This is a genomic window from Pumilibacter muris, from assembly GCF_943193045.1.
Lineage (GTDB): Bacteria > Bacillota > Clostridia > Christensenellales > Pumilibacteraceae > Pumilibacter > Pumilibacter muris.
In genome coordinates this window covers 192553-212698 of record NZ_CALPCN010000005.1, presented here as the reverse complement: position 1 = coordinate 212698, position 20146 = coordinate 192553, and the positions used below count along the sequence as shown (strand labels likewise).

Annotated in this window: 15 protein-coding genes; 9 read left to right on the top strand and 6 right to left on the bottom strand. The window is 47.9% G+C overall.

What is annotated here, in order from left to right:
- Positions 1-205 precede the first annotated feature (205 nt).
- From NFR62_RS07610 to NFR62_RS07595, 5 genes are all read left to right on the top strand, one after another.
- Positions 206-664 (top strand): low molecular weight protein-tyrosine-phosphatase, encoded by a 459-nt coding sequence (locus NFR62_RS07610; protein ID WP_251616984.1) that lies wholly within the window; start codon positions 206-208, stop codon positions 662-664.
- A 91-nt stretch (positions 665-755) separates the two neighbouring features.
- Positions 756-959: a helix-turn-helix transcriptional regulator gene (locus NFR62_RS10220; protein ID WP_420851362.1), complete on the top strand. Its 204-nt coding sequence runs from the start codon at positions 756-758 to the stop codon at positions 957-959.
- A gap of 156 nt (positions 960-1115) precedes the next feature.
- On the top strand, positions 1116-1781 hold the full coding sequence (locus tag NFR62_RS07605; RefSeq protein ID WP_420851363.1) for an iron-sulfur cluster assembly scaffold protein: 666 nt from the start codon (positions 1116-1118) through the stop codon (positions 1779-1781).
- 30 nt (positions 1782-1811) lie between these two features.
- Entirely contained in the window at positions 1812-2816 is a 1005-nt protein-coding gene (locus NFR62_RS07600; RefSeq protein ID WP_251616979.1) for a GGGtGRT protein, read from the top strand.
- A 290-nt stretch (positions 2817-3106) separates the two neighbouring features.
- Positions 3107-7528 carry a hypothetical protein gene (locus NFR62_RS07595; protein ID WP_251616977.1) on the top strand — a complete coding sequence of 1474 codons (4422 nt, stop codon included), beginning with the start codon at positions 3107-3109 and terminating at the stop codon, positions 7526-7528.
- 108 nt (positions 7529-7636) lie between these two features.
- Here NFR62_RS07595 and NFR62_RS07590 read toward each other — a convergent pair whose 3' ends face one another.
- Entirely contained in the window at positions 7637-8911 is a 1275-nt protein-coding gene (locus tag NFR62_RS07590; protein WP_251616966.1) for an L-cysteine desulfidase family protein, read from the bottom strand.
- Positions 8912-9073: 162 nt separating this feature from the next.
- Here NFR62_RS07590 and NFR62_RS10185 point away from each other — a divergent pair, with 162 nt between their 5' ends.
- Positions 9074-9979: a CD1871A family CXXC motif-containing protein gene (locus tag NFR62_RS10185; protein WP_338049902.1), complete on the top strand. Its 906-nt coding sequence runs from the start codon at positions 9074-9076 to the stop codon at positions 9977-9979.
- Position 9980: 1 nt separating this feature from the next.
- Positions 9981-11684: a 4Fe-4S binding protein gene (locus tag NFR62_RS07580; RefSeq protein ID WP_251616996.1), complete on the top strand. Its 1704-nt coding sequence runs from the start codon at positions 9981-9983 to the stop codon at positions 11682-11684.
- A gap of 119 nt (positions 11685-11803) precedes the next feature.
- Here NFR62_RS07580 and NFR62_RS07575 read toward each other — a convergent pair whose 3' ends face one another.
- The 5 genes from NFR62_RS07575 to NFR62_RS07555 all read right to left on the bottom strand — a co-directional run bounded on the left by NFR62_RS07575 (position 11804) and on the right by NFR62_RS07555 (position 18322).
- Positions 11804-14314, bottom strand: coding sequence for a hypothetical protein (locus tag NFR62_RS07575; protein WP_251616963.1), 2511 nt, complete (start codon positions 14312-14314; stop codon positions 11804-11806).
- Positions 14315-14335: 21 nt separating this feature from the next.
- A complete protein-coding gene (locus NFR62_RS07570) occupies positions 14336-14743 on the bottom strand; it encodes a hypothetical protein (protein ID WP_251616960.1) in 408 nt (135 codons plus the stop codon).
- 151 nt (positions 14744-14894) lie between these two features.
- The gene (locus tag NFR62_RS07565; protein WP_251616957.1) at positions 14895-17720 is read right to left on the bottom strand and encodes a TlpA family protein disulfide reductase; all 2826 of its coding nucleotides are present in this window, start codon (positions 17718-17720) and stop codon (positions 14895-14897) included.
- Positions 17721-17877: 157 nt separating this feature from the next.
- On the bottom strand, positions 17878-18132 hold the full coding sequence (locus NFR62_RS07560) for a hypothetical protein (RefSeq protein ID WP_251616955.1): 255 nt from the start codon (positions 18130-18132) through the stop codon (positions 17878-17880).
- Between the two features lie 22 nt (positions 18133-18154).
- Positions 18155-18322: a hypothetical protein gene (locus NFR62_RS07555; protein WP_251616952.1), complete on the bottom strand. Its 168-nt coding sequence runs from the start codon at positions 18320-18322 to the stop codon at positions 18155-18157.
- A gap of 97 nt (positions 18323-18419) precedes the next feature.
- On the opposite strand from NFR62_RS07555, the gene NFR62_RS07550 reads away from it, so the two are divergent.
- Together NFR62_RS07550 and NFR62_RS07545 are read left to right on the top strand one after the other, a co-directional pair.
- Entirely contained in the window at positions 18420-19031 is a 612-nt protein-coding gene (locus NFR62_RS07550) for a RecX family transcriptional regulator (protein ID WP_251616950.1), read from the top strand.
- Between the two features lie 188 nt (positions 19032-19219).
- Entirely contained in the window at positions 19220-20143 is a 924-nt protein-coding gene (locus NFR62_RS07545; protein WP_251616946.1) for a P1 family peptidase, read from the top strand.
- Positions 20144-20146 lie beyond the last annotated feature (3 nt).

The window sequence follows — 20146 nt, the reverse complement described above, 5'->3', positions numbered from 1 at the left end:
TCGTGGAGCCGAGGGTACTTGCTTGGCAACGAGCCGGGAGAGTAGGTAATTGCCGCATTTCATTAAAAACGATTGTGCAGTTTTGCGCAGTCGTTTTTCTTTTATATTGTTTTCGTTCATTTGCTCGGTGTTTTTATTTAACGAGCGTTGACTTTTTTCTTTGCGGCATGCTATACTTATTGCGAAATAATACGGAGTTGAAAATATGCGTAAAATTATGTTTGTGTGTCACGGCAATATTTGCCGCAGTCCTATGGCGGAATTTGTGTTTAAAGATATGCTCGAAAAAGCGGGACGGCAAAACGAGTTCGAAGTTGAGTCGAGCGCGGTATCGAGCGAAGAAATTTGGGGCGGCGTGGGAAATCCCGTTTATCCGCCCGTAGCTTCGCTTTTGAAGAGCAAAGGAATAGACTGTTCGCATAAGCGTGCCCGAAAGATTGTTGCCTCCGACGCGGAAAAATTCGATTTGTTCGTTTGCATGGACGAAAGCAATTTGCGCGGCGCGGTGCGCATTTTAGGTGAGCAAAACGCCCGCAAATGCGTTAAGCTTATGAGCTATCTTAATTCTTCCGACGACGTTTCCGACCCGTGGTATACACGCGATTTTAAAACTTGCTATAACGATATTTGTCGCGGACTTTCCGCAATGCTTGAAAAAATGTGAATATAATTCTTATGTATGCTATATATAGCAGTACATAAGAAACCCAAAAGTAGTATAGTTATGTTATTAAAAATTTTTAGGTGGACTTTTAATGATTGATAACAGACTGTATAAGAAAAAAATAACGAGTTATTGCAATGAAAAAGGTTGGTCATTATGCGAACTTTCATTGCAAGCCAATATTAGTACGGCTACAATATATTCGTGGTTTAAAAATGAAAAAAGTCCGTCACTAAAAAATATTCAAAAGATTTGCATAGCTTTGAATATTACTTTGTGTGATTTTTTTTCATAGCGTATTGTTTGAAAAAAATTTCATCATTTCAAAACAGTTGCAAAACAGGCGCAAAAAGTGTTATAATTATATTTGTGCGGTTAAGCGCATCAACATAATAAGGAATTCAGTATTCGGAGGTAAAAAAACGTGCATTTTTCAAAAGACGTAGAAAGAATGATTTGCGTCAAAAAGGGTCCTCATCACGGTCCCGCCCCCATACCCGAAGAGGGCAAGTGGGTTCAGGCAAAAGAAATTAAAGACATAAGCGGTCTTACTCACGGCGTGGGTTGGTGCGCTCCTCAGCAGGGTGCTTGCAAACTTACGCTCAACGTTAAAGAAGGAATCATACGCGAGGCGCTTGTTGAAACGCTCGGTTGCTCGGGTATGACTCATTCGGCGGCTATGGCGGGCGAAATCCTTCCCGGAAAAACTCTTTTGGAAGCGCTCAACACCGACCTTGTGTGCGACGCAATCAACACCGCTATGCGCGAGCTGTTTTTGCAAATAGTTTACGGCAGAACGCAGTCGGCTTTCTCGGAAGACGGGCTCGAAATCGGCGCGGGGCTCGAAGATTTGGGCAAAGGCACGCGTAGCCAAATAGGTACCATTTATTCCACCGAAGCGAAAGGCGTGCGCTACCTCGAAATGGCGGAAGGATATATAACCAAGCTTGCACTCGATAAAGAGGGGCTTGTTATAGGCTACGAGTTTGTTAAGCTCGGCGTTATGATGGAAAAGATTCGCGGCGGAATGGACGCGAACGAGGCTCTCAAATCGTCTACGGGCACATACGGCAGATTCGAGGGCGCGGCTCAATATATCGACCCGAGAAAGCAATAAGCGCGGGATTAAAGAAAGGAGAATCGAAAAATGAGTATCACTTTTGAAGGTTATGATAAAAGAATAAAGAAAATCAACGCGGCGCTTAAAGCGAACGGAATTAAAGACCTTGAAGAGGCGCGCAAAATTTGCCTCGATAAGGGCATAGACGTTGATAAAATAGTTAAATCAACTCAAATGATAGCGTTTGAAAACGCGTCGTGGGCTTACACTGTGGGTTGCGCAATCGCAATCAAGAAAGGTTGCAAAAAGGCGACCGACGCGGCTGTGGCGATAGGCGAGGGCTTGCAGGCGTTTTGCGTTCCCGGCTCGGTTGCGGAGCAACGCGCGGTTGGCTTGGGGCACGGCAATCTTGCTTCCATGCTTTTGGACGAGAACACGAAATGCTTCTGCTTTTTGGCAGGGCACGAGAGCTTTGCGGCGGCTGAGGGCGCGATAGGCATTGCCAAAACTGCGAACAAAGTGCGCAAACAACCGTTGCAAGTAATATTGAACGGTCTCGGCAAAGACGCGGCTATGATTATTTCGCGCATAAACGGCTTCACTTACGTTCAAACCAAATACGACTACGCTACGGGCGATTTGGCTGTTGTGGCTACTATTCCGTATTCCGACGGCGAAAAAGCTAAGGTTCGTTGCTACGGCGCCGACGACGTGCGCGAGGGCGTTGCAATTATGCAACATGAAAAGGTTGACGTTTCAATCACGGGCAACTCCACCAACCCCACGCGTTTCCAACATCCCGTTGCGGGCACCTACAAAAAGTGGGCGGTAGACAACGGCAAAAAGTATTTCTCGGTTGCGTCGGGCGGCGGCACTGGCAGAACTCTTCACCCCGACAACATGGCTGCGGGTCCCGCTTCTTACGGCATGACCGACACAATGGGCAGAATGCACTCCGACGCGCAGTTCGCAGGTTCTTCGTCGGTTCCCGCTCACGTTGAAATGATGGGACTTATCGGCATGGGCAACAACCCTATGGTGGGCGCGAGTGTTGCCGTTGCCGTTGCCGTGCAAGAGGCAATGAGCAAATAAAGCAAAATAAAGTTATAAAACAAGAAAAGAGGTGTTCGAGACGTCGAACGCCTCTTTTTTGCTAACGGCTCTAAGTGGTGAAAAAAAACAGTCTTTGCATTTTAAGCGCGAATAGGGGTTGCCATAAGTAAAGGTCCGTCATAACTCTCTCACATAAAACTCATGTAAAATTAGTTGAAATTTTGCGCATTATATAGTATAATAGGAAAAATAAGCCGAGCGGCGCCGTAGTTTTCCTGTGTAAGTGCAGGAACTTTTTATAACGACGGCGGCGTTCAACGGAGCAATACATGAAGAAAATTTATGTTGCGATTTTGGCTGCGGTATGCGCGTTGTGCATGGGGCTTGCGTTCGGGTGCGATTCGAGCGAGCCTAATTACTATAAGCTCACTTTTAAGGAACTCGACGGCGTTACCTATACGAGCGAAATTATGTCGGGCGCCGAAGTGCGCTCGGGCTATGAAGTGCGCTTTAAAATAGAGGTTGATTTCGATAAACTTACCGGCGAACCCACCGTTAAGGCTAACGGAAAAACTCTCGAACCCAACGCCGACGGCGAATACTCTTTTTCTATAACCGAAGACACAGTTGTGGAAGTAGACGGTGTGTATGCAATTTCCCGCTATTCGGTTACGTTCGAAGAGGGCGAGTTCCGCACGCGATACACAACGCCGAGCGGAGAGAATTTGTCGGGCGAAGTCACTGTAACCGCAGGCGAGTCGGTTAGTTTTAAAGTGGTGCAAAGCGTATATTATGTAGGCGATAAAAACGTTGTTGCAAACACTCAAATTCTCGAACCGGACGAAAACGGCGTTTACACTGTTTCCGTTACCGAAAAAATAGTGGTAACCGTTCAAAATCTTGTTATAGACTCCCCGTTCTATCAGCGCGCAGACAGCGGCAACGGAACGGCGTCTAATCCGTATAAAATTTCGCGCCCCATCGATTTGTATTCTATTGCCGATTTTGTGAATTCGGGATTTTATTCCACTTTTAAATATTCGTATTTCGAGCTTACCGACGATATAGACTTAAACGGCGAACAGCTTTATGTAATCGGTGACGCAACTACCGACACGGCGTTTTTTGCGGGGCATTTCAACGGTAACGGGCATAAGATTTCCAACTATTTTATTGAGGACACAATTATAGAACAAGCGACGTATACCAAAGTGTTCTTGCCGTATATAGGGTTGTTCGGCTACGTTATGGCGTCTCCTTACGGTCCCGCCGAAATAAGAAATCTTACTCTCGAAAACTTTAACTTGCATGTTGACAGCACGGAGTTTAGCGGCAATTCGCTTGCGGGCGGACTCGTCGGTTTCGGAATGGGGCTTGAACTTACGGGTTGTTCGATAAACGGCGACATAACCGTTACGGCAAACGAGAAGAAGAACGAAGAGACAGGCGAATACAATTATACTTATGTAGGCGGCTTGGCGGGTGTTTTGCAGCCTTACATTACCGAAGATTATGTGTTTTCCTCGTCGGTTCGCTCGTGCGCGTCGGGCGTGAACGTGAGCGTAATTTCCGGCAACGTGTTCGGCGCGGGCGGAATAGTGGCGTATCTTATATCCGCCGATTTGAAAGTGCCTTCGTATGTTTTGAATTCGTATTCCACAGGGAATATAGACGGAGCTATTCGCGCGGGCGGGATAGCGGGCACAACTTCGGCGAACACCGCAATTATGAATTGCTACTCTCTCGGTAATATTGCTGCCGACACAAAGCTTTCCACTTCTATAACCGATTCCACTGCGGGTTATTCGTATGCGGGCGGAATAGTGGGGTATCTCGGTTGTAATTCGGCGGTTACTCACAGCTTTTCTATCGGCGAGGTTACCGCAACTACCGTAAATTCCAAACGGTACGCTATTAGCGACGCGATTGCCGCCGCTCTTGAAAGAGGAAAGGTTTCGTCGGTGAGCGAGCTTGATTCTTATGCTTACGAATGTTACGGCAAGCAAGGCGAAAAGCCGAGCGGCGAATTTTATACCGACGTTTTGAAATGGACGGAAACCGACTGGAATTTCGGCGGGGAATATCCCGATATAAACTTTGAAAGCACCACAGCCGAGTTCGTTGTTTCGGTAAATTTTATAGGCGAAGGGCTTTCGGACGGACTTTCGGTTAATATTAAAGACACATACCTTCCTATGGCGTATTGGAATTTTGTGGACGACGGCATTCCCGAATTTATATCGCGCGGCAACATGCGCTCGTTCGGATATTTTTTCGACGCCGCTTTAACTAAGGCTGTGCCGTATGCTTTCGTGCCCACTTGCGACATAACGCTTTATGCGGGTTTTGCCGACTATTCCGAAATTGCGGGAACTTACTATATTCAAGACGGAAGCGGCATAGACACAAGCATAACGTTTGCTACCGACGGAACGCTTTCTTACCGCAGCGGCGCGAGAACGCATTTGTCTTATTACACTTACAACGGCGAAAAAATTATGCTCTATAACACCGTGCTCGGCAGACACGCTCATGCGGGCTACGACGGTATAGACGATTTCGAGGCAATTTCGGTAGACGGCTCGAACGGCGTGCTTACATTAAAAGACGTTTATATGTATGCAAATTCCGCATACGGTTCGTTGGTTGCGGTTAAAAAACTGCCCGACTTCGTATACGGCGAATATTACACTAACGACACAAGTTATTCGTTCTATTCCGACGGCACGGGCGTTGTAACCGTTTTCGGCGACACGCCCCGTTCAGAAGAGTTTATGTATATTGTTTCGGAAGGCAAGGTGCAAATTCGCACGGCGGGAGGCTCCGAATACGAGGCTACGCTCGCCGCCGACGGCACAATACAGAGTATTGCGAACGTTTCCGTTGCAAAGCTCGACGAATTTGCGGGAACGTGGGAAAAAGCGGCTTCCGTTTTAAAGAGCTACACTTTCGACGGAAAAGGCGAGTGGAGTTATAAATATGTAGGCTACGGCGCGAGCGGCGCCGAGCAGGTTTTAGAGTCCGATTCGGGCACATATACGGTTTCGGGCGGCGTCGCCACATTGAGCAACGGAAAAACCGCGCGGTTCACGCAAGACGGATTTGTTTCGCTCGACGGAGAAATGTTCTATGCCGACAATAGCTACGCGGGCGTTTGGATGAACAATTCGGACGGTCTTGTGGAAATTACGTTCGACGGTTTGGGCAAGAACGGCTACGGCAATGCGACGGTCGATTTCGGAAACAGCTACGAAAAATATGCTGTTACTTACGAAGCTGGCGCGGACGGAACTATTTTGTTGTTTTACGGAAGTTCGGCTTTCGGAGCGCTAAAATATTCTGCGGCGGATAGAACGCTTTCGGGCAGTATGTATTCGGCGTTTACCGACACGATTAAAAACGATATGAAGCTGTTTTTGTACGACGGCTTTAAAGGATACTGGGTGTCGAACGATACCGATTTCCCGTCGGTGGAATTTAACGGTCTTGGCAACTACGATTTGGAAGGAAGCCAAAACCACCTTGCGGTGAAAGGAAACGTTAGAATAGACGGCGTTGACGCGGGTGCTTATTCGGTTGAAAACGGCACGCTTGACGGTTCGTTCGTGTTCGGCGGCGTTGAATATGCGCTTGCGTATAACGAAATAGCGGATACTGTTACAGTAACGGGAAACGGAAAAACGGTTGTGCTCAAAGCGCGCGACGTTTGGTTCGGTTTCGACCTTGCCGACAACGCGGGCAACGTTTACGAATTTGACGGCAGAGGGAATATATCCGAAGGAAACGGCGGCATAATTACCGTTACGGGCGCAGTTTCCAAAACATACAATTATAAGATAGCGGCGGACGGAAGCATAACCGTTAGCGCCGACGGACAAAACGGCACGCTTACCGTTGATTCTACTAATAATTGCTACGTTCTCGGCATAGGCGGCGTTACAGTGAATTTGTATGTTCGCAACGATTTCGGCGGCGAATGGCTTATAGGAAAGACCGAATCCAAAACTCTTACGGTTGGAAAAATAGGAGCCGACGGCACCGCAAACGGAACGTTCTACGGCGAGGCTGTGCAATACAAATACGAACGCGAGACTAAAACTCTTACTTTCGAATACGAAGGCAATAAGGGCACTCTTTCCGCTCTTACAACTACTCTCGAAACGGGCGAAACTGTTTGCGAGCTCAAACTCGAAATCGGCGCCGACGAAGGTATTTGTATTCGCGGCGACGGCGTTGACGAATTTAAGGGCACTTACACTGCCGAAAAATCCGTTCTTTTGCTCGACGGTTTAAGCGAGTCTTACTTTGGGAACGGCACCGCGATTTTGGAAATAGAAGGGCAAACTCTTACAGTTTCTTACTACAAGAACGAACGCGGACAAATTGAGTTGAGCGACAGGGGCAAAGCGCTTTACATTTTCGAGCAATCCGCAAACGGCGAGTATGTGAAAGACGGAAAGAATTACAGCCTTAAAGCCCCTAATACGTTTTTATATAACCGTGTTGTTTACGGACTTACGGCGGGAAAACCTGATAAGTCCAAAACCTACGTTTTCGACGGCGTGAGCAAAGTTTTCGACGGGCAAGGCAATTTGGCGTATTCTTACGTTATGAAAGAACAGACCGAAGAAGATAAGCTTAACCTTATTGTGCGCTTTGTGTTTACCGACGCGAAAGGAAAAGTTTACGACGCTCAGCTTGATTACGGCGACACTGACAACACGTTGCAAATTTTCGAAACTGCGGCTTAAATATAATTATTCCGCGCGTTGCGCGGCGGCATTTTAAACGTTTGAAAAGAGCGAGACACTTTTATTTTGTGTCTCGCTCTTTTTTAACTCTAATTATACGGCGCGCGGTTAAATGTTTTTAATCATTAAGCGTATGATTTCTTCGTCGGTTTCTTTCATTCCTACGCGCGCAAGGTCGCACACGTTTTCTATTGTGTTTTCAACGCCGCGTTCCAAAATGCCGTCGCCGCCGAAAAACTGACTGCCGCTTTCGTACATTTGCATTCCCATAATTCCGGCGTCTACCGAAGCCGCGATTTTTGCCGCGCAACTCGATTTTGCGCCGTCGCAAATAAGACCTGACGTTACGGCGAGGGCGTTTACGAGCGTGTGGGCGATTTCGTCGTATTTGCCGCCGTGAAGGTAACACACTCCGGCGCCCGCACCCGCGCCCGCGCTTACCGCGCCGCAATATGCCGACAACCTGCCTATGCCCGTTTTAAGGTGTACGGTTATAAGATTTGAAAGGGCGAGAGCTCTGATAAGGTTGTCGCGCGAGCTACAAAGCTCTTCGGCATAAATTATAACGGGGAGCGATGCCGTCAGCCCTTGATTGCCGCTACCCGACACAATAACTACGGGAAGATTGCAACCGTTCATTCTTGCGTCGCTTCCTGCCGCCGCAAACGCCTTAGCGCGGTTAAAAACGGAGTTGCCGCGCGTGGCAAGCAAGATTTTTCCTACCCGCGCGCCGTAATCGTTTTTAAGCCCTTCGCGCGCAATGGCGGTGTTGCAGGCTATTTGCTTTTCTATAACATCTTGCACGTCGGCAATATTCAGACTGTCGGCAAATTCGACTATGTTTTTAACGTTTAGAACGCTTCTGTCGGTAAAGCCCGCGTCGCTTTCCGTCGTATTGTTTTCGCCGCCTATGCGAACGCCGTTTTTTTCTATGCTTACAACGTTTGTGTGGTGCCCCGCAATTCGCACGCTTGCGCAGTCGGATGCGTGAAATGCGCTAACCGTAATGTCGAACGCGCAGTCGGTGCGCGATTGTTCAACCGAGAAAGTTGCCGTATTTAAAAATTCGGATATTTTTTTCCGTTCGGAATCGGTGAGGAACGCAAGAACTTTAAGTTTGTTGTTGGGATTTCCCGCTATTATTCCTGCGGCAGCCGCCGAAGCTATTCCTTTTAGTCCGCCTGTGTTCGGCACGATTACGCTTTTAACGTTTTTTAAAATATTGCCGCTAACAAGCACTTTCACGCGTTCGGGGAGCTTTCCCAAAGTTTCGCGGGATAGGGCGGCGGCGTAGGCTACGGCAATCGGCTCGGTGCAACCCGTAGCGGGCAAAAGCTCTTCGTTTAAAATGCGAACGTATTCGTTGTAGAGCGTTTTGTTCATTAGTATTTCCTTTTTTACGGTTGCGAATATGCGCAATCGTGAATATAGTTTTGCGCTTTATTCAGCATACATTTTCTTCGGCGTTATGTCAAGCGAATTGCGCCCGTTTCGCCCGACTTTAAAACGCTTGACGGGAGGCGCGTGTGTTGGTATAATTATATTATGACTGAAAAAACTCGAAAAACGATACTTCTCGCTTACGGCTCTGTGCTCGGCGCGTTTACCGTTACGGTGGGGGCGTTGCTTATTTGGCAAGTGCTTTCGTTGTATTTTGCGGGCACGGCTTCGGATTTTGCGGGAAAACAAATTTTTACGCGCGAAAACGTGGGCGCCGCGCTCGGCAAAATTGCGCCCGCTTTGTGGATTTGGCTTGCGCTCGCCGCAATAGGTTTCGGCGTGGGAGTTGCGTGCGAAACGGCTCGGAAAGTAGGGCGGCAAGACGTGAGATACACTCTTTTCAGACTAAAAAAAAGACTTCCCAAATCGGGCGCGCCCGAAGGTTCTTTCGGCGAGGCGGCGAAGATAGTGCGCCGCGAAGAAACGGTAATTAAAATTTTGTGGCTGTGTTGCGGAGCCGTTGCGGTGGCAAGCGCGGCGTATGCCGTAGCTTATCTTGCGATTCCCGAAAATTTTCCTTCGCGCCTATCAAAAGAAAACGTTACGGCGGAAATAATAACAATGGTTAAGCATTTTATTCCGTGCGTAACATGGACGTTTTTATTCGCGTGCTGTATAGGAATATACGAGCGTATTTCGGCAAAAAAACAAATACCCGAAGTTAAGAGGCTTTCGGCGGCATATAGGAGCGGCGAAATAGCGCCGCCTGAAAACGGACAAGCTAAACGCGGACTCGGCGCCGTGCTTGCAATAAAGGCTCGAAACGGCAAGTTTTTTTCATTTGCAAGTAAAACTTTCGAGTTTTTCGCAAAGCACGGAAAAACCGTTGCTCGCGCGGCGGTAGGGTGTTTGGCGGTGTCGTTTATAATAGCGGGAATTTTTAACGGCGGAGCGCGCGACGTGCTTATTAAAGCCGTAAATATTTGCACGGAGTGTATAGGTCTTGGCTAAGGTGAAAAATTTTTTTAAAAAGCTCGGCGGGTGGTTTAAAACCCATGCGCCTACCAAACGCCGATTGATTCAATTATATTCCGTTTTGCTGTTTAACGCGAATATAAAAGGATATTTCGGAAAGGGGAACAACGTTATTTTTCGCGGCGGTACAAAGTATTTGTGCACGCCCGGCTTGAATTGTTATTCGTGTCCCGGCGCAATAACGGCGTGCCCGCTCGGCGCTCTTCAAAACGCGATGGCTTCGTCTAAAACGCGCGCGCCCTATTACATAATAGGCATATTGTGTTTGCTCGGGCTAATGCTCGGAAGAACTATTTGCGGTTTTTTGTGCCCTACGGGACTTGGGCAAGACTTGCTTTACAAAATTAAAACGCCCAAATTGCGTAAGAGCAGATACACGCGCTTTTTCTCGTATTTTAAATATGTGTTGCTTGCGGTGTTCGTTATAGCTATTCCCGTAATATATCAGGGAATACCTGCGTTTTGCAAATATATCTGCCCTGCGGGAACTTTCGGCGGTTCGCTGTTTTTGCTCATGAACCCGAACAATTCCGACTTTTTCGCAATGCTCGGCTACCTGTTCAGTTGGAAGTTTGTTGTGCTTGTGGTTTTTGCTGTGGCAAGCGTTTTTATTTACCGCTTTTTTTGCCGCTTTATTTGTCCGCTCGGCGCTATTCTCGGATTTTTTAATAAATTCGCGCTTATAGGAGTGAGCCTCGACAACGGAAAATGCACCGATTGCGGACTGTGCGTGCAAACCTGCAAAATGGACGTGAAACGAGTGGGCGACCACGAATGTATAAATTGCGGCGAGTGCATACCCGTTTGCCCAACTAAGGCAATAGGGTGGAAAGGCGCAAAATTGTTTTTGCATCCGTCGGCAACCGACGATTTGCCCGTTCCCGCAGTAGAAAAGGCTCCGCTTGCGGCTATGGCTGCGAACGGTTCGGAGAACGGAAATTCCGTTCTACAAGATTTGAACGCGAACGTAAGCGGAACGACAGAAACGGATACCGTTGAAGTTTTTAAAAAATCGAATTCGGCTCTTGCCACCGAGCAAACTTCAAAAGGCGAAGAACTGAGTTGCGCGCGGGAAAAGAAAAAATTAACTTCCGCCGAAAAAATATTGAAACGGAATTTCGGTTTGCAGATAGGCGCATGGGCGCTTGCCGTTGTGTTGCTTATAACCGCTTTGGTGTATTATAATTTTTTGGCGCCTACCAACGTGACGCAGGTTTACGCTTTGGGCGACAAGTGCCCCGACTTTACCTTAACTACTTACGACACGCAAGGCGCGTATACGAACGGAATTAAAGCCGACAAATTTTCGTCGCTCGAACATAAGGGGACTGTTACGGTTATAAACTTTTGGTATACAACGTGCGACCCTTGTGTGGAAGAACTCCCTTATTTTGAGAGCGTTAAAGAAAAGTTCGGCGATAAAATCGTTATGGTTGCGGTGCACGCCGCGAATATGGCGAGTGAAACCGAAGTTCAAAGCTTTATAGACGGCAAGGGTTGGCGCGATTGGCAGATAATCTTTGCGCAAGACACTTCGGAAACGGATTGCTTTTCAATGCTCGGCGGAAAAAGCGCGTATCCGCTAACCGTTGTTGTGAATACTTCGGGCATAATAACTTTTGTGCAACAGGGTAAAACGAGCGAGGCTGCTCTTTCTGCGGCAATAGAAAACGCAATGTGAGGCGTTTAAAAGAATTCGGTTCGTTTGGAGTGGGCTCGACTAATTTAATTAAATTATAAAAAGAGCGCTCGATATAATTCGGGCGCTCTTTTTGCTATACCGTATTATTTAGTTGTTTTTTAAGCCGCTAATTCGAACATAAGCATAAATTCGTCGCCGAAGAACGGATTATTATTGCTGTTATCGGTCGAAACGGTTATTTCCGCGTCTGCGGATATTTCCGCATTTACGGTGTAGTTGTTTTCGGCATTGAGCGTGTAAGCTTGCTCTCCGATTGTTACGGTTATTGTGGAAGAAAAACCTGGACGAGCTTGTATCGTAATCGAATATGTTCCCGTTTCGCCTCCGAATTTTCTCGTTAAGGGTGAATTTTGAGTAAGTCCGCTAATCATGTTTTCGCCCGTAACGAATTTGGGTTCCTCCGTTTCTTCCAACGTAAACAAATAGTCACCTATTGCGCTTGCCGTTAATGTTATTTCGATTTCAACATTTGCTTCGAGATATATTGCGAATCCTACAAAATTCCCATTTTCGTCAGGCTCCGAAAATAAATCGATAATGGGGTTATTATCGTATGAAATGTCTTGAATTCCGTTAACGTCATTTTCGGAAACCGAAACTCTGTACCAACCGCTTTTTTCGGGAGTGAAAAAGAACGATTGCGGGCTGTAAGTTTCTGTTATATTCGCAGAGTTTAAGCCTAAGCCGATATACGGCTCGGGGTCGCCCGACGTTTTGAGCAAAAGCAAATTGTAATCTACGGCTTCCGCCCATGCGTATCCGCAGTAGAACGAGAACGATTCGCCCGCTTTCAATTCGAAGTTATACGAGCCGACAAATTGGTATTCGCCGTCATTATCTTTTTCGCCTATAAGGGGATTGTATACGTCGGTAGTCCACACCAAAACTTTATCGTCGGTTGCTCTAAGAGTGAAAGTGCCACCGCTAAAAGATTTAACTGTGTAAAGCTTTCCGTTGTATGCTTCGGCTTCTGTGAGAGATAAAGCGTTATTTCCTACGGTAATAAGAGCGCCCGTTTCGGTTATGGTGTTAGAGCCGAAGTATTTGCAGGGGATAAGCCAGTTTTGCGCTCCGGGTTCCGCGCACATAAAGAAACCGCAATATTCGAGGAAAGTTCTTATTTCTTCGTTTACGGGATAAACGCCGTAGCTGTTTTTTGCGAGGTCGGCATATCCGTAAGTTACTTTATTTTCGTTTTTTTCGTCCATTTCGCCGTTTACGAAAATGGAATAGTCGAATTTCTTCGAAGGGTCGGTTTTAGACTGGAACTGGAATATGGTTTCCGCTCTGGGGTTGTTCGGGTCGGTTTTAAGCTCGCTTATCGGCGTTGTGCCGCCACGCGTCTCTTTGGTAAGAACAACGTAGAGGAGCGCTCCGTTCTCGTCTCCCACACGGTAGTAGCCGTCTGTGCCGAGAACTACGTTCTCAGTGCCGTCGAACGGAATTTCCAAAAGGTTTTCGCCATCGTTTTTGTTTTCAGCCACTTTCGCGTCCGTCCACTCTATCGGGTTGCCCGAAGGAGCTACGGGCGTTATTGTTACGGTTGTTTCTTCGGTGACGTCGCCCGTGCGGGTAACCGAAATGGTAACGGTGCAATCTTTGTCTGCTTTTACGCCGAACAAATAGTCGCTTGCCGAATAGTCTTTGGTTAGTTCGAGCGAAACTGTGTCGTTGCCTGTGTAAAGTTCGGCGTCTTCGGCATTGTCGGGCGCATTTCCCGTTATTGCAAGAATTTGCGTGGGAACTCCTTCGGCATTTATCGGTGTGTTGCCTCTGTTGCCGTTATAACGTTCCATAGTTATGTTTGCGTTACTGTCGGTAGTGAAAGTTACATCGTATTTTCCGCTTGCCGCCTGTCTTGCCGCATCCGTTGCTTCGTCTATCGCTTTATTGAATTCGGCTTCGGTCATTCCGTCGCCGTTTATTTTCGGAGCTATGTAAGGAGCGAAACAAAAATAATCTATTATATTAGCTTTAATATTTAATATCAAATCGTCGCCGCTTTCGGTAAACGAATCTTCCGTAGCTACTCGCTTATACGAATGTTCGGTTGTTAACGAAAAAGGAAATTTGTTGGGGTAGTAGTTGAAAACCGCAGTAGCTTTTCTTTCCGAATCGAATGTAAGCGAAGTTCCGTCGGCTTTGTTGTCGAGAGTGTAACGGTAGTCTAACGCGGGGTCGGTCGCTTTCTCGCCCTCCGAAGCAAGTCTTGCCATGTAAGACGTTCCGTCTTCGGGTTCGAATTTAAGAGTTGCAATGCCGCTTGCGTCGGTGCTCGCTTTTTGCACAACCGTAAGGTCGCTTTTAGCTTCGTAGTCGCCGTAGTAATACGCTTCGAACCAAACGTTTGCAATCGCGGCGCCTTGCTTATCTTTCGCCGAAATGGTGTAAGTTTGCGTTTTGTCTACCGGCGGTTTTTCTTCGTCGGGGTCTTTATCGTCGTCGGGATTGTTATCGTCGGGGTTGTTATCGTCGGGCGGAGTTTGTTCGTTGCCGCCGTTGTTGCCGCCGTTTGCGGGGGGGGGAGTGCTTGTGTCTTTGCATGCGAATAAGAACAACATGCAGAAACATAAAACAAACGGAATAATTTTTTGCAACGCTTTTTTCATATATGCAGTCTCCTTAAAAATTTAATTTTTTGTAATCGTTACAGTTACGGAACCGGGCGCGGTAACGTAAAGATTTGCCGCGCTTTCGTCGTAGCTGTAACCGTCGGGTAAATTCACTTGAATATGGAATTTTTCGCCGCTTTTAAGGGCGGGAAGCTCGTCGGCTTTTGTGCTGCAAGTTCCGTCTGCCGCAACCTTTTTAGGCAAATAGCAGTTCACGGTTTCGCCCGCCGCATCGGTAAGACAAATTTGCACAGTTACGTTTACTGCGGTGCCGTCTACCGCCGAGCCGTCGGCATACACAAGCTTAACGTCGTAAGAGTTAGAGCTTTTGTCGTCGTCGCCGCACGCCGCCGCGAACATGCCGAAAGCAAGCACAACGAGCGCGAGCGAAAGAATAAGGGAAAGTTTTTTTACTGTTTTCTTCATGGATATATCCTCCTGAAATTTATTTGCGTTGTTTATATAAGAAAACGGCACCACAACAAATAAGGTCACGACGCCGTTGTCTCTACATTTTTTAATAGTTTACCATAAGCGGTTAAACGTGTCAAGCAAAAAAGTTGTTTTTCGCGCGGCGTTACTCTCCTATGTGCAAATAGTAGCACGCGAACATCAACCACCCGTTCGCCGTAGGCTTATCGCCGTATGTGTGAAAAATTTGTCGGTTAAGAATATGAACAAGTCGCGCGTCGGCTTCCAACATGCCGTAAAGTTCGTCCGACGGATTTTTGCCTTGCACCGACTTATAGTAGTAGGCGAGAAGTTCCTGCGTATAGTCGCTGTCGCCGTACAGTCTGAAATTAAATCTTCCGCCACGAATCAAGTCGTAAAGCGAGTTGTTGTTTTTGTCGTAAAAGTTCGGGCGTATAAAATCGATGTAGATTTTCGAGCCGTAGTCGAATTGTTCGGTTACGGCGTGATAATAACCGTCGGTGGGGCTGAGGGCAACGTTTATGCCGTTGTACGCTCCGTTCGGATTCCATGTTCCGAAGTCGGTTGAGCAAATCCGCAAATAATCGTAAGATTTCACGCCCATATCCGTTATGTTAATACGGAATTTGCCTTTAACGGCGGTGGGGTCGGCAAGAGTTGCTTGAATGTAATAGGTTTTTCCTGCGGTAAGCAAGATATGCGCGTTAAAGTGCTCGTTGTCTTTGGCGTAGCTGTCGGCTCCCTTTAAAAAGTGCAAATAGCTTTCGTCGTTGTCGTTGAATAACAGCAATTCGCCTTGTTCGTCGTATATGCAAATCAAGGGGTCGGCGGTGCTGTCGTCGGGCACATAAGTGGAATAAAAATTGTGCACGCTTGTGTTGGCGGGAACGAATTTATACCACAATCCGCCGCCGTTGTGCTTTATGCCTTTCGTTATATCCACAACGGTAGAGAATTTAAGCTCGTATGCGTTGTTGAGCGAAAGCCCTTTAACGGGGTCGTTTGTCATGTTGCAAACGCCGCTGAGCTCTTTGTTGCCGTGATGCTTATAGTAAAAGCACATTTCAAGCCACTGGTCGGCGTAATATTGTTGTCCGTTTTTCTTGCAGTATTCTTTTGCAAAAGCGTCGAGCGCTTCTTTTAGCGCGGTATTCACCGGCATAAGCTCGTTGTCGGAGAACGGCTGCATATAGTAGGCGTCTATAACCGTGTCGGTATGTGTTGCGCCGTAATCGAACAACAAAGAAACTTTATCCGAAATGTTTTCGTAGTTAGACATAGTCCAATAAGACAGGTAATAAAGCGATGAAGCGAACAGCGAACCGGTGGGTGCTGTGAACTTTTTGCTTTCGGCGTGTTTATCGCCCCAGTAGGTGTAGTTCAAAACGTCGGCAAGCAAAATGGAACGCACGTTTTCGCCTTTTTCGTTAGCGTATTCCACCATATAATAAATCCCGTCGTTTCCGTTTTCTCCCGGCGCAAGCAATTTAAGCCCGTAATTAACGCCGTTCGATTCCAAGCCGTCTACCGCAGAAACAAGTTGGTCGAACGAACCTTCGGTGTCGTTAATGTCGGTTATTTCTATGTTGCGTATGCAAGCCATGTCGGTGCCATCGTCTTTTTCGGGGTCTTTAAGATATAGGAACGAGAGCGATACGGTTTCGGTACGGTTTGCAACATACACGCCGAACTCTTTTTGCCACCCTTCGCTGTTGCCGCTGTATTGCCCGACTATGTCTTTGTCGATTTGAACGAAAAGCACGTCGTTGCCCGATTCGGTGTCGGTCATGTATTCGTAAGACAGAACGTCGCCGCTTTGAAGCGATACGTCGCAATACATTATAGCGAACGACATTGAAACTTTGGTGTTAGACGCGTAAACGTGCTTTCCGTCGTTTCCTATAAGGAAAGGGAAAGACCTGTCTTTGTCGTTTTCGTTGGTTTCGGGGTGGAAGTTCGAAACTTTTCCTGCGGCTCCTTTTCCTAAAACCGCCGCTTCTATTTCAGCCGACGCGGGCTGCACGAGCGAGGGGTCGGGTTTTGTGTAGTCTGTCGGTTTGTCTTGGTCGCCGTCTTCCGAAGGAGGTTCTTGAGTGTAATCGTCGGCGGCGTATTTATTGAACATTGCTTTCCAGGTGGATTCGCTTGTTACCGCGCCCGATTCTATATGCGCCACAACACCGTAGCGGTCTACAACTACGGTGGTGGGGAATGCGCCCACGCTGAAAAGGTTTGTTACGTTAGCGGCGTCGTTAGCCATATGGAACGACAGTTCGCGCTCTTCCTTAAAATCTTTTATTACGTCGGTGGTGTCTTGCGTAGACAACGCTATTATCGCAACCTTATCGGCGAAAGCCTCGTAAGCTTTTTGCATGGCGGGAAATTCCGACTGGCAGGGAGAGCAAGCTTTGTACCAAAAATTGATGAGCACGGCTTTTTTGCTCGCAAGCACGCCCGAAAGCGTGTATCTGTTTCCGTCGGTTGCGGTAAAGCCGAAATCGTGCATAACGTCGCCGAGCGCGTAGCGTTTGCTCGCGTTCGCGGTGGTGGGAATTACCGCCGACGAAAGAATTACTCTCGCGTTCGGTTCTGTGGCAGAAGTTTTAAAATTTGCGTCGGCGGGAACCGAATAGCCTGCGGGCAAAGAACTTTCGTCGGCAACGAGAGTATATTCGTCGGCGGCGAGCGAAAGTTCTATAACGCCGTTTTTGGAAATTCCCGAAGCTATTGTGTTGCCGTCTTTTTTGGCGGATATTCGCACGCCGTTGAGCGGAAGCCCGCCTGCCGAAACGACCGAAATCGTATATTTGCCGTTAAACGAACCGTCGGGATTTTCCGACGGATTATTGTTTACGGGATTTCTAAACGCCGGATAAACTGCGGTTTCGCCGCAACCCGTTAGAACAAAACCGAAGCACAATACCGCGCAGAGCAATGCCGCCGTAAAACAGGTTTTCCTTGTTTTTTTCATGTTGTTGGGTCCTCGCATATTAAATAATATGTTATAGTTATAACTATACATTATAATAATATCACAAAATCACCCGCGTTGCAAGTGAATGCGAGTGATTTTTCTGTGAGCATTATTTGTAAGCCGCGAGTTCGAGCGCGGTGCGCCCGCAAAGTTTTCAGTCGCGGTTATTTACAAATTCGCAAATGCAGTTGCGCGAGGTTTCGCAGCTGCGGAGTTTTTCGCCGCAGTCGCAACCGCTTTCGCAAAGACATTTGTATTCGTGCGTAAGGCTTTCGAGGTCGCTCAAAATGTCGGCGGCTATTTCGGCGTCGGTAAGACGCACGCTGTTGCGAGCCTCTTTTGTGCAACCGCAAGCGCAGTCGGAAGAGGTTTGCGATTTTTTGCTTTTGCAGAAGAAATTGAATTTCATTTTTTTTGTTCGCTCCTTTTAATTAGTCGTTTTTAAGTTCGTCGCTTGAAATGCCCAAACGCATGCGCGATTCGTTGGCGGCGTCGCCGAGCAGTTTTCTTAGGCAGTCGCTACCGCATTCGCAAGCGTAGTTGCAACATTTTTTGTAAACGAGCTTTTCTTTTTCGCGTACACATTCCATAGACTTCATAAAGAATTCTCCTTCACGGGTGTTTAGCCGTATTCGATTTAATATTTTTAGCTTTCGCAAGTTGATTATTTTTTATTCTTATTGTATACTATTGACTGTGGGAAAAATTACCGACATAAAACCGCAAGCGAGGAATAAAAGCCGCGTTAGCGTTTATATAGACGGGCGCTTTTGTTGCGGACTTGAAAAAATAACCGCCGCTTTGCACAGGCTTAAAATAGGCGACGAAATAGAGCCCGAAGAGCTTGAAAACGCCGTTTCGGAAAGCGAAAGCGCTTCGGCATTCGAGCGAGCCGCCAAATATTTGGGCGTTCGTCCGCGCACCGAAAAGGAAATAGCCGATTATCTTTCGCAAAAAGGATATTCCGAAACCGCCGTTGCGAGCGCGGTTGAAAAACTGCTTGTGTACGGCTATGTGAACGACGCCGAATATTGCCGCATGTATGTGGAAGCGTACAGAACTAAGTCGGGCGCTCGCAAACTCGAAGCGGAACTTCGGCAAAAAGGCGTTCCGCGTGAAATTATAGAAGAAGAACTCGAAAAGCTCGACGACCAAACCGCCGACGCGACGCGCGTCGCCGAAAAATGGTTGTCGTCGCATTCGACCGACAAGCGAAAGCTATCCGCGTTTCTCGTTGGGAAAGGGTTCCGTTACGACACCGTGCGCGAAGTTGTCGGCGAATTGTGCGAGCGTTTTGACGCCGATTGAGGAGATTGCCGCGTCACTCACTGCGTTCGTTCCTCGCAATACTCGCCTACGGCTCGTGGCGTTCGCACGCTTCGCGCGCTCGGCTAAGGACAACGTGCGGCTGTATTCGTTTTGCCTTGTCATTGCGAGCGTAGCGAAGCAATCCCATACATGGAGCGAATAATTAACCTTTTATAAGGAGAAAGAAAATGAAAAAAGAAACGTTTGTGCCTAAAATTTTGTTGCCGAGCGGCATAACTGTGGGGCACGCCGACAACGGAAACACAGGCTGCACCGCAGTGTTGTGCGGTGGCGGCGCGGTTGCGGGTGCGGACGTGCGCGGCGGCGCTCCCGGCACGCGCGAAACCGACCTGTTGCACAACGAAAAGGCTATGCAGAATATAAACGCGGTTGTGCTTTCGGGCGGTAGCGCCTACGGGCTCGAAGCGTCTTGCGGCGTTATGAACTTTTTGCGCGATATGGGCGAGGGGTTTTCAATAGGCAATAAAATCGTGCCCATCGTTTGCTCGGCTGTGCTTTACGACCTATCGGGCGACGGATACGACTATCCCGATTCCGAAATGGGAAAGAAGGCGGCGGCGAACGCAAGCGCAAACGGGGTGCCGTTTGGGCAAGTGGGTGCGGGCACCGGCGCAACCGTAGGGAAAATTCGCGGCGCGCAGTTTTGCTCGGCGGGAGGAATAGGAGCGGCTACCGTAGGCACCCCCGATTTGTTTGTTACGGCTATTGTTGCGGTGAACGCGCTCGGCGACGTTGTTGACCACCAAAGCGGCAAAATAATTGCGGGCGCGCGCGACAATGCGGGCGGCTTTTTGGACACTGTGGGGTGCATACTGTCGGGGAACTTTGCCCGCCTTATGTACGGCAACACAACAATAGGTTGCGTTTTAACAAACGCCGCTCTCACCAAAGTACAGGCTAATAAACTTGCGTCGATTAGCCATAACGGACTCGCGCAGTCGATTAAGCCCGTTCATACCGAACACGACGGCGACACTTTGTTTGCAATTTCGAAAGGAGAAGCGAAATGCGAATTTTCCATGCTCGAAGTAATGGCGGTTGAGGCTGTGTCGCGCGCGGTAACGAGCGCCGTATTGCACCGCGAGGCGTAGCCG

Coding starts and splice junctions, on each gene's coding strand:
- NFR62_RS07560 (WP_251616955.1), bottom strand. CDS start 18,132: ATGAAATTCAATTTCTTCTGCAAAAGCAAAAAATCGCAAACCTCTTCC.
- NFR62_RS07595 (WP_251616977.1), top strand. CDS start 3,107: ATGAAGAAAATTTATGTTGCGATTTTGGCTGCGGTATGCGCGTTGTGC.
- NFR62_RS07555 (WP_251616952.1), bottom strand. CDS start 18,322: ATGAAGTCTATGGAATGTGTACGCGAAAAAGAAAAGCTCGTTTACAAA.
- NFR62_RS07600 (WP_251616979.1), top strand. CDS start 1,812: ATGAGTATCACTTTTGAAGGTTATGATAAAAGAATAAAGAAAATCAAC.
- NFR62_RS10185 (WP_338049902.1), top strand. CDS start 9,074: ATGACTGAAAAAACTCGAAAAACGATACTTCTCGCTTACGGCTCTGTG.
- NFR62_RS07565 (WP_251616957.1), bottom strand. CDS start 17,720: ATGAAAAAAACAAGGAAAACCTGTTTTACGGCGGCATTGCTCTGCGCG.
- NFR62_RS07545 (WP_251616946.1), top strand. CDS start 19,220: ATGAAAAAAGAAACGTTTGTGCCTAAAATTTTGTTGCCGAGCGGCATA.
- NFR62_RS07605 (WP_420851363.1), top strand. CDS start 1,116: ATGATTTGCGTCAAAAAGGGTCCTCATCACGGTCCCGCCCCCATACCC.
- NFR62_RS07590 (WP_251616966.1), bottom strand. CDS start 8,911: ATGAACAAAACGCTCTACAACGAATACGTTCGCATTTTAAACGAAGAG.
- NFR62_RS10220 (WP_420851362.1), top strand. CDS start 756: ATGATTGATAACAGACTGTATAAGAAAAAAATAACGAGTTATTGCAAT.
- NFR62_RS07570 (WP_251616960.1), bottom strand. CDS start 14,743: ATGAAGAAAACAGTAAAAAAACTTTCCCTTATTCTTTCGCTCGCGCTC.
- NFR62_RS07610 (WP_251616984.1), top strand. CDS start 206: ATGCGTAAAATTATGTTTGTGTGTCACGGCAATATTTGCCGCAGTCCT.
- NFR62_RS07575 (WP_251616963.1), bottom strand. CDS start 14,314: ATGAAAAAAGCGTTGCAAAAAATTATTCCGTTTGTTTTATGTTTCTGC.